At 75.4% G+C, this 12,306-nt stretch carries 12 protein-coding genes; 2 read left to right on the top strand and 10 right to left on the bottom strand.

Annotated elements, in window-relative coordinates:
- Positions 1-130 precede the first annotated feature (130 nt).
- A complete protein-coding gene (locus tag EBM89_RS17275) occupies positions 131-1,114 on the bottom strand; it encodes an NAD-dependent epimerase/dehydratase family protein (protein ID WP_199732181.1) in 984 nt (327 codons plus the stop codon).
- Between the two features lie 54 nt (positions 1,115-1,168).
- Here EBM89_RS17275 and EBM89_RS17270 point away from each other — a divergent pair, with 54 nt between their 5' ends.
- Positions 1,169-1,795 carry a TetR/AcrR family transcriptional regulator gene (locus EBM89_RS17270; RefSeq protein WP_158609709.1) on the top strand — a complete coding sequence of 209 codons (627 nt, stop codon included), beginning with the start codon at positions 1,169-1,171 and terminating at the stop codon, positions 1,793-1,795.
- Between the two features lie 15 nt (positions 1,796-1,810).
- Here EBM89_RS17270 and EBM89_RS17265 read toward each other — a convergent pair whose 3' ends face one another.
- From EBM89_RS17265 to EBM89_RS17225, 9 genes are all read right to left on the bottom strand, one after another.
- Positions 1,811-2,569 carry an EI24 domain-containing protein gene (locus EBM89_RS17265; protein ID WP_122150880.1) on the bottom strand — a complete coding sequence of 253 codons (759 nt, stop codon included), beginning with the start codon at positions 2,567-2,569 and terminating at the stop codon, positions 1,811-1,813.
- A 9-nt stretch (positions 2,570-2,578) separates the two neighbouring features.
- Entirely contained in the window at positions 2,579-4,099 is a 1,521-nt protein-coding gene (locus EBM89_RS17260) for an MATE family efflux transporter (protein ID WP_122150879.1), read from the bottom strand.
- Between the two features lie 277 nt (positions 4,100-4,376).
- Positions 4,377-5,093, bottom strand: a complete 717-nt coding sequence (locus EBM89_RS17255; RefSeq protein WP_233571816.1) for an NUDIX hydrolase — start codon at positions 5,091-5,093, stop codon at positions 4,377-4,379.
- Positions 5,090-5,791, bottom strand: a complete 702-nt coding sequence (locus EBM89_RS17250; RefSeq protein WP_122150878.1) for a type 1 glutamine amidotransferase — start codon at positions 5,789-5,791, stop codon at positions 5,090-5,092. The genes EBM89_RS17255 and EBM89_RS17250 overlap by 4 nt, the downstream gene beginning before the upstream one ends.
- Before the next feature lie 161 nt (positions 5,792-5,952).
- Positions 5,953-7,407, bottom strand: a complete 1,455-nt coding sequence (locus EBM89_RS17245) for a GuaB1 family IMP dehydrogenase-related protein (protein ID WP_122150877.1) — start codon at positions 7,405-7,407, stop codon at positions 5,953-5,955.
- 61 nt (positions 7,408-7,468) lie between these two features.
- Positions 7,469-8,362, bottom strand: a complete 894-nt coding sequence (locus EBM89_RS17240; protein ID WP_122150876.1) for a carbohydrate ABC transporter permease — start codon at positions 8,360-8,362, stop codon at positions 7,469-7,471.
- Positions 8,359-9,504 (bottom strand): carbohydrate ABC transporter permease, encoded by a 1,146-nt coding sequence (locus EBM89_RS17235; RefSeq protein WP_122150875.1) that lies wholly within the window; start codon positions 9,502-9,504, stop codon positions 8,359-8,361. The genes EBM89_RS17240 and EBM89_RS17235 overlap by 4 nt, the downstream gene beginning before the upstream one ends.
- 4 nt (positions 9,505-9,508) lie before the next feature.
- Positions 9,509-10,786: a sugar ABC transporter substrate-binding protein gene (locus EBM89_RS17230; RefSeq protein WP_122150874.1), complete on the bottom strand. Its 1,278-nt coding sequence runs from the start codon at positions 10,784-10,786 to the stop codon at positions 9,509-9,511.
- A gap of 45 nt (positions 10,787-10,831) precedes the next feature.
- Positions 10,832-11,863 carry a LacI family DNA-binding transcriptional regulator gene (locus EBM89_RS17225; RefSeq protein ID WP_122150873.1) on the bottom strand — a complete coding sequence of 344 codons (1,032 nt, stop codon included), beginning with the start codon at positions 11,861-11,863 and terminating at the stop codon, positions 10,832-10,834.
- A gap of 185 nt (positions 11,864-12,048) precedes the next feature.
- On the opposite strand from EBM89_RS17225, the gene EBM89_RS17220 reads away from it, so the two are divergent.
- Positions 12,049-12,306 (top strand): glycogen debranching N-terminal domain-containing protein (locus EBM89_RS17220; RefSeq protein ID WP_305038152.1); only part of this gene is annotated, 258 nt, incomplete at its 3' end.

Here is a 12,306-nt window from a genome sequence, read left to right as displayed (position 1 = left end):
CGCCCGCCGCCCCACCGCCCGCCGCCCCACCGCCCGCCGCCCCACCGCCCGCCGCCCGCCGTCCTGCCGCCCTGGCGTGTCGGGGCGTGCGGGCACGTGGTCATCCGGGTCTGCGGCCGTCACCCGGTCCTCACGCCGACGTCGTCACCCCGGGGTCGTGGTGCCGGGTGACCGGGAACGGCAGGTCCAGCTCCTCCAGGGTGGTGAGGTCCGGCAGGTGGTGCACCCCGGCGGGGGCGTGCGCCGCGAGGGCCGCGGCGTGGGCGGCGAGGACGCCGGTGGCGTGCGACTGCCCGGTGCCGGTCGCGGTGAGGTGCGGCCCGGCCGCGTCGCGGACCTGGAGCACCCAGTCCTCGCTGCCGGGCAGGTGCGCCCGCCCGGCGAGCCGCCCGATCGGCGGGGCCCAGGTCAGCAGGGCGAGCGCGGTGGTCGCGAACCGGGTGTCGGTGCCGAAGTAGGTGCGGACCGGCCGCCCGAGGGTGCGGGTGAGGGTGTGCTGGTCGCTGAAGTCCGCACGGTGGAGGCGACGGCGCCCGCCGGGCAGGTCGAAGGTCGCCCCGCGGGTGTAGTTGCGGACGGTCGCGCCCGCCGGCCCCACGGTGTCGGGGTAGCGGCGGCCGAGCAGGCCGAGGCTCCAGGCGGTCGCGGCGGCACCGTGCGCCTCCCCGGCGCCGAGCACCACCGCCAGGTCGAGGGGCCCGGTCGCGTCCGGGGCGTCCCGCACCGCGGCGTGGGCGAGGAGGTTGGTGAGGCCCGGGGCGATGCCGACGCTGAGCACCACCGGGGCGTCGACGGCGAGGCGTTCGACGCGCTCGAGGTACGCCCCGGTCGCGCTGATGTCGACGAAGGCGGCGCCGGCCCGGGTGACGGCGGTGACGAGGTGGGCGTCCTCGGCCCCGGCGGCGTTCACGACGACGTCGACCTCGGCCGCGGCGGACGCGACGGCGGGCAGGTCGGTCAGATCGAGGCGCAGGTCGGCGCGGGTGGCGTCGCGGCCCGCGGTGACCGGGTGGTGCCCGAGCGCCCGGAGGGTGGTGACCGCGTGGCGGCCCACGGCGCCGTAGCCGCCGAGGACGAGGACGCGCAGCGGCGTGCGGGGGTCGGGGTGCGTCACGGGTACTCCTGAGGTCGTAAGTCGAACATGCGTGTTCGGGATAGTATGACCCCTGTGAGTACCGGTCCCGATCCCGCGTCGTCGATCTCACCCGCCGACGGGCGTGCCGGGCGCCCCGCCCCGCGCGCCGACGCCCGCCGCAACCGCGAGGCGGTGATGGACGCCGCGCTGCGCCTGTTCCGCACGGACCCCACGGCCACGGTGGCCCAGGTCGCGCAGGCGGCGGGAGTCGGGCGGGTGACGCTCTACGGGCACTACCCGACCCGGGAGGCGTTGGTCGGGGCGGCGCTCTCGACGGCGGTGGCGCGGGCCGAGCGGGCGATGGCGGAGGCCGCGGTGCCCGACGGGGCGACGGCGACCGAGGCGCTCCGGGCACTGCTCACCGCTGCGTGGCCCGCGCTGGCCGACGGGCACGGGGCGGTCGCGGCGGCCTGCCGGGACCTGCCGGCCGACGAGGTCGACGCGCGGCACGCGCCCGTGGTCCGCCCGCTGCGCGACCTGCTGGCGTCCGGCGCGGCGGCGGGCGAGGTGCGGTCCGACCAGGAGGTCCCGTGGCTGGTCGCCGCGGTGTCCGCGCTGGTGCACGCGGCCGCGGAGCAGGTCGCCTCCGGGGCGATGACGCACGACGACGCGACCGCGTCGCTGCTCACCAGCGTCGTGTCGCTCGTGCGTCCCGCCTGACGGCGGGGGCAGCGCTCAGGCCGCGTGCCCTGCGGTCTCCGGTGCGGACCGGGTGGGCAGCACGGACTGCGCGAGCAGGGTGGACCCGGCGACGGCGGCCGGCATGGTCGCGACGGCTCCGCCGGGCACGAGGAAGCACAGCTGCGTGGCGACCCCGAACCCGAGGGCGCGCCGCCGGTGGGCCCGCAGCAGCGCGTTGCGCTCCCGGCGGTCGATGCCCCGGGCGACGAGGGCCCGGGAGGAGAGCTCGTGGGCGAGGATCCAGCCGGTGAGCAGCACGCCGGTGAGCCAGCCCAGCGGGGTCCCGACGAGCGGCACGAGTCCCACGAGCCCGGCGAGGACGGCGGCGACGAGGCCGCGGGTGACGAGCGCGATGCCGTCGAGGGCGCCCCGCCACACGCCGGTGGAGCCCTCGGGGATGGTCCCGGTGACGTCCTGCTCCACGGCCCGCCAGATCCGGTCGTAGAACGGCTCGCCGACGGCCAGCGTGAGGCCGGTGAAGGTGACGACGACCAGGACCAGGGCGGCGACGACGAGCACCGCCTGCACGCCGATCTCGGCGGTCTGCTCCCAGCCCGGCGACCAGTCGTCGGCGAACGGGGTGAGCGCCCGGCCGAGCCGGCCGAGATTGACCGCCAGGGTGATCAGGCCCGCGAGCACGAGCACGCCGACGATGGCGGCGGGCACGAGCCCGCGCGCCATCGCCCCGGGTCGACGGCGCCACCAGCTCCACCCGCGGGCGAGGAGGCGGGCGCCGTCGAGGAAGTCCTGCACCCCGGCAGCCTAGGGCGCGACGGGGCCGCGCGCGTCCACCGCGGCGTGGTCCTCGAGCGGCGCGAGGTCGTCCAGCTCGGCGATCTCCGGCCGCGGCTGCGGCACGACGGCGTCGACGACCATGGACCCGTCGGTCGGGCCCTCGACGGGCACCGGCTCGGGGGTGGTCTCGACGTGCGACAGCGGCTCGATGGGCAGCGTCGCGAGGTGCCGCTGGGCCCGGACGTACGCGGGCACGAGCAGCACGACGGCGCCGGCCCAGGCGAGCGGGTTGCCCCACACGACGCCGACGTAGCCGAACGCCGCACCGAGCACGATCGCCGCGCCGACGCGCATGACGAGCTCGATGACGCCGGTGAGCGTCGGGACCCCGGTGTGCCCGAGGCCCTGGAGCGCGCCGCGGAGCACGAACAGGATGCCGAGGACGACGTACAGCGCGCCGTTGATGTGCAGGAACTGCGTCGCGAGCGCCACGACCTCGTCGGAGCTCGTGCCGTGCCCGACGAACAGCCGGACGAGCCAGCCGCCGCACAGCACGACGACCGCGCCGATGACGACCGAGCCGACGACGGCGAGCCAGTTCGCCTGCCGCACGCCCTGCCGGATGCGGTCGGGGCGGCCGCCGCCGAGGTTCTGCGCGACGAACATCGACACGGCGAGGCCGAGGGACTGCAGCAGCGCGACGGCGAGCCCGTCGACCCGGGACGCGGTGGTGTACGCGGCGACGGCGTCGGGGCCGAGCTCGTTGAGCCGGACCTGCACCGCGAGGGTGCCGATGGCGATGATCGACGCCTGGAAGCCCATGGGCAGGCCGAGCCGCAGGTGCTCGGCGAGGTCGGCCCGGGAGACGCGCCAGTCCGCACGGTGCACGTGCAGCACGGGGATCCGGCGGCGGATGTACTCCAGGCACAGCACGACGGACAGCGCCTGGGACACGACGGTGGCGAGCGCGGCGCCGCCGACACCCAGACCCATCGGCCCGACCATGACCACGACCAGCACGACGTTGAGCACGCACGCGAGGGTGAGGAACACCAGGGGCGTGCGGGAGTCGCCGATGGCCCGGACGATCGCGCCGAGGAAGTTGAAGAACATGACCGCGCTGGCGCCGAGGAAGCTGACCTGGGCGAACGTCGTCGCCTCCGCCATCAGCACGTCGGGGGTGCGCAGCAGCTCCAGCATCGGCCGCGCGAGCAGGGGTGCCCCGACGGTGAGCACGACGCTGAACGCGGCGGTGAGCACGGTGCCCGCGGCGACGGAGCGGCGCACAGCCGCGAGGTCGCGGGCGCCGAACGCCTGCGCGGTCGGGATGGCGAAGCCGGAGGTCATGCCCCAGGCGAACCCGAGGAGCAGGAACAGCAGGCTGCCGGTCGCGCCGACGGCGGCGAGCGACTCGACGCCGAGCTGGCGGCCGACGACGACGGCGTCGGCGAAGTGGTAGAGCTGCTGGACGACGTTGCCGACGAGCAGGGGGATCGCGAACAGGAGGATGACGCGCCAGGGGCTGCCGGCGGTCAGGACCTTGGCCATGACGGGAGGGCTCCGGGGCAGGAGTGGGCAGGGGTCGGTGGTGCACGTGCGGGGGGAGGGTCGTGCGGGTGGCCCGGTCCTTGGATCGCGACGCGGGCGGACGTGCGGTCCGGCACCGGACCGCAGGCTTCCATCGTATCGATACGATCGCCGGGCACCAGGGGGTGCTGAGGGGTTTCTCGCCTGGTCGGGGCCGGTGTGACCGACGCCTCCCCACCGGGGTCAACGCGAGGTCAAGGCCGGTCCCGGTGGCGGTCGGAGCGCGGTCACCCGGCGGTCAGACGGGCGCGGGGACCGTCCGCGCGGCGTCCCACGGCTCCGCCCAGCCGAGCGCGTCGAGCAGCCGGTCGAGCACGTAGGCGGTGAAGCCCCACACGAGCACCCCCGCGACGTCGAACGCCGGACCGCGGTACTCCCGGGCGCCGTGCGTCAGGGTGGCGGTGACCCGGTGCGCCGGGTCCACGAGGTCCGCGACGGGCACGCGGAACACGTCGACCGTCTCGGCCGGGTCCGCGGCGGCGACGGCCGACGGACGGTCCCACCAGCCCAGCACCGGGGTCACGAGGTTGCGGCTGGCGGTCACGGGCAGCGGCGGCAGCGTGCCCAGCACCCGCACCCCCGTCGGGTCGAGCCCGGTCTCCTCCTCGGCCTCGCGCAGCGCCGCGGCCTGCGGCCCGGCGTCGGTCGGGTCGATGCCGCCTCCCGGGAAGGACACCTGCCCGGGGTGGTGCCGCAGCGTGGGGGAGCGCCGGGTCAGCAGCACGTCGAGGTCCGCGGGGACGGCCCGGCCGTCGTGCGTCGCCGGGACGTCGTCCAGCACCCCGAGCAGCACGAGGACCGCGGAGGCGCGCACCGGCCGTGGCGTCGGGCCACCGGGGGTCGTGGTGCCGGGCCCGGTCGGCGACGCCGCCGCCGTGAACGCGCGCTCGGGGTCCGGCGCCCACACGGGGCGCTCGGCGCACAGCGCGACCAGGTCGGCCAGGGCGTCCCTCACGCGCGCTCGCGGACCTGCTCGGCGAACGCGGCGAGCCCGAGGTCGGCGCCCGGCCGCAGGGCGGCGAGGTGCTGGCGCGACCCGAGCCGGATCGCATCGGCCTCGCCGGGCTCCAGGTCGGCGACCATGCCGGGGGTGTCCAGCCAGAGGTCCAGCACCCCGGCGTCGACCTCCAGGTGGAACTGCACGCCCACGGCGCTGCCGGCGCGGAAGGCCTGCACGGGCGTGACGTCGGTGCGCGCCAGGAGCGTGGCCCCGGCGGGCAGGTCGACCGCGTCGGAGTGCCAGTGCAGCACCGTGGGGCGCGCGCCCGCGGCGGCGAGCAGGGGGTCGTGCGCGACCACGTCGACGGGGGCGAAGCCGATCTCGGTGCCGTGCCGCCGGTGCAGGGGCGAGCCGAGCGCGAGCGCGAGCAGCTGCATCCCGAGGCACACGCCGAGCGTCGGCAGGCCGGCGTCGACGGCCTCGGCCAGCAGGCGGCGCTCGGCGGCCAGGCCGGGGTGCCCGGCGTCGTCGTCGGCGTCCTGGGGGCCGCCCATGACGACCAGCCCCGCGAGGTCCTCGACGCGCGGCAGCCGGGCGGCGGGGTCGTCCACGACGGTGCGCGTCGTCAGCGGCAGCCCGTCGAGCGCGCGGGCGATGAGGCCGGGGCCCTCGTGGGCGACGTGCGTGAGGACGAGGACGGGGCGCGGGGTCACGCCAGCGACGATAGTCGCCCCGCGTCCGGACGCCACGACCCTCGCCTCGTGCCTCGGCGCGGGGCACTGCCGCGACCGGTGGTCCTGCCGGACACGACGAGGGGCCCCGCCGGATGGCGGGGCCCCTCGTCCGGCACGGATGGCTGGTCAGCGGCTGCCGGTCACCAGCCGTCGGGCAGCGGGCGGCCCTCGTCGTACCCGGCGGCGGACTGGATGCCGACGTTCGCGCGCTCGGCGAACTCCTCCAGCGACGTCGCGCCGACGTAGGTGCAGGACGACCGCACGCCGGAGGTGATCCGGTCCAGCAGGTCCTCCACGCCGGGGCGCTCGGGGTCGAGGTACATCCGCGAGGACGAGATGCCCTCCTCGTACAGCGCCTTGCGCGCGCGGTCGAACGCGGACCCGCCGCGGGTCCGGGCGGCGACGGCGCGGGCCGAGGCCATGCCGAAGCTCTCCTTGTACAGGCGGCCGCTGCCGTCGGCGTGCAGGTCACCGGGGGACTCGTGCGTCCCGGCGAACCAGGAGCCGACCATGACCTGCGAGGCGCCGGCGGCCAGCGCGAGCGCGACGTCGCGGGGGTGCCGCACGCCGCCGTCCGCCCAGACGTGCTTGCCGAGGCGGCGGGCCTCGGTCGCGCACTCCAGGACGGCGGAGAACTGCGGGCGGCCGACCGCGGTCATCATGCGCGTGGTGCACATGGCGCCGGGGCCGACGCCGACCTTGACGATGTCCGCACCGGCCTCGATGAGGTCGCGGGTGCCCTCGGCGGTGACGACGTTGCCCGCGACGACCGGGACCTGCGGGTCGAGGGACCGCACGGCGGCGAGCGCGTCGAGCATCTTGCGCTGGTGGCCGTGGGCGGTGTCGACGACCAGCACGTCCACCCCGGCCTCGAGCAGGGCGGCGGCCTTGGCCTTGACGTCGCCGTTCACGCCGACCGCCGCGGCGACCCGCAGGCGGCCCTGCGCGTCGAGCGCGGGCTGGTAGATGGAGGACCGCAGCGCGCCGACCTGGGTGAGCACGCCGACCAGCCGACCGTCGCGGACGACGGGGGAGAACCGGCGGCGGGAGCCGTGCAGGCGCTCGAACGCGGCCTGCAGGCCCGCGGTGCCGCCGTCCTCGACCACCGACAGCTCGACGGTGGTCGGGTCCGTCGACATGACGTCGGCGATCTGGGTGAACCGGTCGACGCCCTCGCAGTCGGCGGGGGTGACGACGCCGACGGGCCGCTCGCCGTCCACGACGACGGCCGCGCCGTGCGACCGCTTGCCGATCAGGGTGAGGGCGGTGTGCACGGTGTCGTGCGGCGTCACGACGACGGCGCTCTCCACGACGGTGTGCTTGGCCTTGACGGACGCGACCACGTCGGCGACGACGTCGGTCGGGACGTCCTGCGGCAGCACGGCGAGGCCGCCGCGGCGCGCGACGGTCTCGGCCATGCGGCGACCGGCGACCGCGGTCATGTTGGCGACGACGACCGGGATGGTGGTGCCGGTGCCGTCGGTGGACGCCAGGTCGACGTCGAAGCGGGAGGCGACCTCGGAGCGCGACGGGACGAGGAAGACGTCGCCGTACGTGAGGTCGGAGGTGGGCTCGTGCCCGGGCAGGAAGCGCATCGGTTGTTCCCCTTTCCACCAGATCCTACCCGGCGGGCGCCACCTACCCCCGGGACCCGGGTCACTCCTTCACGGCACCCGCGCTCTGGTTCATGATCCGCCGCTGGAACACGAAGAACAGCACGGCCACGGGGATCGTCATGATCGCGGCGGCGGCGAGCTTCAGCGGGTACTGCGTGCCCTGGGACAGCTGCCCGGACGCGAGCTGGGCGACGCCCTTGGTGAGCGTGACGAGCTGGGGGTCCTGCGACGCGACGATGAAGTGCGACAGCTCGTTCCACGACCCCTGGAACGACAGGATCACCAGCGTGACCAGCGCGGGCCGCGCCATCGGCAGCACGATCGACCAGAACACCCGGAACGTCCCGGCGCCGTCCATGCGGGCGGCCTCCTCGACGCTCGGCGGGATCGACTCGAAGAAGTTCTTCATGATGAAGATCCCGGCGGCGTCCGCGAGCAGCGGGATGATCAGCCCGGCGAACGAGTTGTAGATGCCGACCTGCTTGATCACGAGGAACTTCGGGATCAGCAGCACGACGTTCGGGACCGCCATCACGGCGACCAGCCCGGCGAACACCAGCCCGCGCCCGCGGAACCGCAGGCGGGCCAGCGCGTACCCGGCCAGGGAGTTGATGAACACCCGGCCGAGCGTGACCACGACGGTGACGACGACGGAGTTGCGGAACCACAGCGGGAAGTCCGAGCGCAGGAACAGCCGCTCGTAGGCCGCCGTGCTCCACGTCTGCGGCAGCAGCGACACCGCGTCGACGGCGGCCTCGGCGTCGGTCTTGAAGGACGTCGCGACCTGGATGAGGAACGGGTAGACGTACACCAGCGCCAGCACGACCAGCACGGCGTACGTGAACGAGGTGGCGAGCAGCCGGCGGCGGCTGCGCACGGGACGGCGCCGCGGCGTGCGGGCGCGGGTGGGGAGCTGCTCGGCGACGGCGGTCATCGGGGGCCCTCCGGGTGGAACCGCTTGCGGCGCGGGATCGTGGTGCGCTCCCGCAGCACGACCCGCTGCAGCACCGTCATCAGCACGATGATCGCGAACAGGATGAACGCGATGGCGGCGCCGCGGCCCCAGTCGTTGTTCTGGAACGCGGCGGTGTACGACAGGTACGCGGGCGTCAGCGTGGTCTTGGCGGGGCCGCCCTGGGTGCCGGTGTAGATCTGGTCGAACACCTGCCAGGTGCCGATGAGCCCGAGCGTCACGACCGTGAACACGGTGGGCTTGAGCATCGGCAGCGTGACCCGGAAGAACCGCTGCCGGGCGTTGGCGCCGTCGACCAGCGCGGCCTCCTCGACCTCGGCGGACACGGCCTGCAGCGCCGCGAGGAACAGCAGCATGAACGTGCCGGACGTGGTGAAGATCGCCAGCAGGATGAACGCCGTCATCGCGACGCTCGGTCCGGCGGCCCACTCCCACAGCGGGATGCCGAGGAACCCGTGCTGCGCGAGCGCCGCGGGGGCGGTGTCCACGCCGACCTGGGCGAGCAGCAGGTGCAGCACGCCGCGCGGCTCGTTGAACCAGTTCGGCCCCGTGATCGACAGCCGGGCGAGGATCGCGTTGACCGTCCCCGAGGCGGAGAACAGGAACAGCCACAGCACGGTGATCGCCACCGACGACGTGACGGACGGGAAGTAGAACGCCGTGCGGAAGATCCCGCGCCCGCGCAGCGCCTTGCGGTTCACCAGCGTCGCGAGGAACAGCGCGAGCGCGGTCTGCGCGGGCACGACCAGCAGCACGTAGTACGCGTTGTTGCGCAGCGCCGTGCCGAAGTCCTGCGTCGCGAGCCCGCCGCCGAGAAGCAGGGACCGGTAGTTGTCGACGCCGACGAACGAGACGTCGCCCGCGAACGGGCTGCCCCGGCCGTTCCAGTCCGAGACGCTGACCCACAGGGCCATGAGCACGGGGACGACGAGGAACAGCCCGAGGATCACGAGCATCGGCGCGAGGAACAGCCAGCCGGACGTGGTCTCGCGGCCGCGCCGGGACCGGCGGGGCCGGCGGGCGCCCGGGCCGGGGCGGCCGGTGGGATCACCGGCCGCCCCGGGAGCAGGTGTCCCGCTGACCGCGGGGACGGCGGAGGACATGGGGTCAGGACGCGTTCTCGTCGAGGACGGCCTGCAGGTTGGTCTGCACCGAGCCGAGGATCGCCGCCGGGTCGCCGGTCTTCAGGCCCTCGAGCTGGGCGTTGAAGTCGGTGATCACGTCGGCGGCGCCTCGGGCGTTGACGACGTTCTGCGCGAAGGCCGCGGAGTCGATGAACGCGGTCATCTCCGGGTACATCTCCTTCCAGCCGTCGGCGGCGGACTGGACGGACGGCATGACGCCGAAGGCGTCGGCGAACGCCAGCTGCTGGTCCGCGGCCGTCAGGTGCTGGACCAGGTCCACGGCGTCGGACTGCGCCGAGGAGTCGGCGGCGACGCCCCAGCAGTTGGTGAACTGCAGCGTGCCCTGCCCCGCGGGGCCAGCGGGGAGCTCCGCGACCTGGTAGGCGACGTCCGGGTAGTCGTTCTCCATGGCGCCGGTGATCCAGTTGCCCTCGATCGTCATCGCGGCGGCGCCCGTCCCGAACGCCTCGCCGCCCCAGCCGGTGCCGAGGTCGGCGGCGTAGGCGGCGCTGCCCGAGGCGAGCAGCTGCTGCACGTAGGTGAGGCCCTCGACGTTCTCGGGGGAGTCGACCGTGGCCTCGGTGCCCGCGGCGTCCGTCATCGTGCCGCCGGCCTGCGCGAGGAACGCGCCGACCCGGGCGTACTCGCCGGAGATCCCGAGGCCCACCTGGCCGTCGGTGGTGAGCCGCCCGGCGACGTCGGTGAGCTGCTCCCACGTGGTCGGCACGTCGGCCTCGGTGAGCCCGGCGGCCTCCCACGCGGACGTGTTGATGATGAGCCCGAGGGTCGAGAAGTCCTTGGGGGCGCACACGAGCTCGCCGTCGTACGTGAACTGGTCGACCAGGCTCGGGTAGAAGTCGTCCGCGGCGTCGAGGTCGGCGCCGTACGGGTAGAGCGAGCCGTTGGACGCGTAGGTCTGGAACTGGTCGGCGCTGACGTAGAACACGTCCGCGGGGTCGCCGGAGGCGAAGCCCTGGCTGAGCTCCTGCGTGAGGTCGGAGGCGACCTGCACGGTGGCCTCGACGCCGGACTCCTCGGACCAGGCGGCGACCGCGGCGGTGACCGCGTCGGTCTCGGCGTCGCCGGACGACCCGATGAGGACGCTCAGCGAGCCGCTCGACCCGCCGTCCGAGGACGTGTCGCCGCCCTCGTCGAACCCGGAGCCGCCGCAGGCGGTCAGGGCGAGCAGGCCGGCCGCGCCGAGGGCGGTGGCCCCGAGGGCCGGGGCCGGGCGCCGGCGTCGCGTGGGGATGGTGCGCATGGTGGCTCTCCTTCGAGCGGTGGGGGCGGGGTGGGTGCGGCTGGTTCAGGGGTGGTGGCTGGTGTCCCGCGCCACCAGGTGCGGGGCGAGCAGCACCCGGCGGCTGCGGGTGCCGCCGGTGCCGTCGAGCTGGTCGAGCAGCAGGTCGACCGCACGGTGCGCGGCCTCGGTGAGCGGCTGGGCGACGGAGGTCAGCCCGACCGCGGCCGCCACGGGGGTGTCGTCGAAGCCGACGATCGCGAGCCCGGTGCCGCGCGCGCGGGCCGTGGTCATGGCGCCGAGGGCGAGCGAGTCGGACGCGCAGACCACGGCGGTGGGGGCGACGTCGTCCAGCAGGTCCGCGGTGGCGGCCGCGCCGGAGCCCACGCCGTCGGTGACCCGGGCGTGCAGGCGGCGCAGCAGGGCACCGTCGTGACCGGCGTCGACCATGGCGGCGGTCCACCCGGCGGCGCGGTCGCCGCCGACGTCGGAGCCGTCGGGCCAGCCGAGGTAGGCGATCCGCTCGTGGCCGAGGTCGCGCAGGTGCGCCACGGCCGCACGGGTGCCCGCGGCGCCGTCGACGTCGACCCAGGGGTGGTCGTCGGCGGCGGCCCCGGCGTCCGCGCGGTCCCAGGGGCGGCCGAAGCTGACGAACGGCACGTCGTGCTCGGCGAGCCAGGCGGCGCGGGTGTCGGCGCGGTGCGTGCTGGTCAGCACGAAGGCGTCGAGGTCGGCGGTGTCCAGCAGCTCGCGGTAGCGGTCGATCTCCCGGGCGTCGTCCGGCGCGGTGAACAGCATCACCCGGTAGCCGCGGGTCTCGGCGCTCTCGGTGAGGGCGTGCAGGAACCGGTCCAGGACCGCGCCGTTGATGCCGTCGCGCACCGGTTCCAGCCGCAGGCCGAGCACGCGCGAGCGCCCGGTGCGCAGCTGGCGGGCCGCCGCGGAGGGCCGGTAGCCGAGCTCGGCGATGGCGGCGCGGACGCGGTCGGTCGTCTCGGCCTTCACGATGTCCGGCGAGTTGAGCACGTTGGAGACGGTCTGCCGGGACACGCCCGCGCGGCGGGCGACGCTCTCCAGCGTCGGGCGGGTCGGTTCCATGGGGGCCTCTCGTCGCTACGGCGTCGTCGCGCGGATCTGAACGTTCCAAGCAGTGCTCGGGGAATCGAGTTGGAACGCTCCAACTGATGTGCCTAGAGTTGCCACCGACCCCCCGGGCTGTCAAGCGGGGCCGGCCGACGCGCCGCCCTCGGACCGGCCCGCTCCAGACGGACGACGAGGTGAACATGGAGCTCCAGCCCCTGCTGCACGACCTGCTGGTCGCGGTGCACGCCCCCACCCAGGCCTGGTCCGGCGAGGACGGCCAGGTCGCCCTCGCCGACGGTCGTGGCGCCCAGGGCGTCTACCACGGCGACGTGCGCGTGCTGCGGGGCGCGCACCTCACCGTCGACGGCGCCGCGCCCGAGGCGGTGGCGTCCGGCGCGGACGGCCCCGGGCGTGCCCGCGCCGTGCTGCTCGCCCGCGGCGTCGACGGCCCCGGGGCC

This window comes from Cellulomonas triticagri, from assembly GCF_003696205.1.
Lineage (GTDB): Bacteria > Actinomycetota > Actinomycetes > Actinomycetales > Cellulomonadaceae > Cellulomonas > Cellulomonas triticagri.
Note: the sequence above shows the minus strand (reverse complement) of the source record. Positions and strands in the feature narration are given on the sequence as shown.

Coding starts and splice junctions, on each gene's coding strand:
- EBM89_RS17260 (WP_122150879.1), bottom strand. CDS start 4,099: ATGGCCAAGGTCCTGACCGCCGGCAGCCCCTGGCGCGTCATCCTCCTG.
- EBM89_RS17245 (WP_122150877.1), bottom strand. CDS start 7,407: ATGCGCTTCCTGCCCGGGCACGAGCCCACCTCCGACCTCACGTACGGC.
- EBM89_RS17240 (WP_122150876.1), bottom strand. CDS start 8,362: ATGACCGCCGTCGCCGAGCAGCTCCCCACCCGCGCCCGCACGCCGCGG.
- EBM89_RS17235 (WP_122150875.1), bottom strand. CDS start 9,504: ATGTCCTCCGCCGTCCCCGCGGTCAGCGGGACACCTGCTCCCGGGGCG.
- EBM89_RS17230 (WP_122150874.1), bottom strand. CDS start 10,786: ATGCGCACCATCCCCACGCGACGCCGGCGCCCGGCCCCGGCCCTCGGG.
- EBM89_RS17225 (WP_122150873.1), bottom strand. CDS start 11,863: ATGGAACCGACCCGCCCGACGCTGGAGAGCGTCGCCCGCCGCGCGGGC.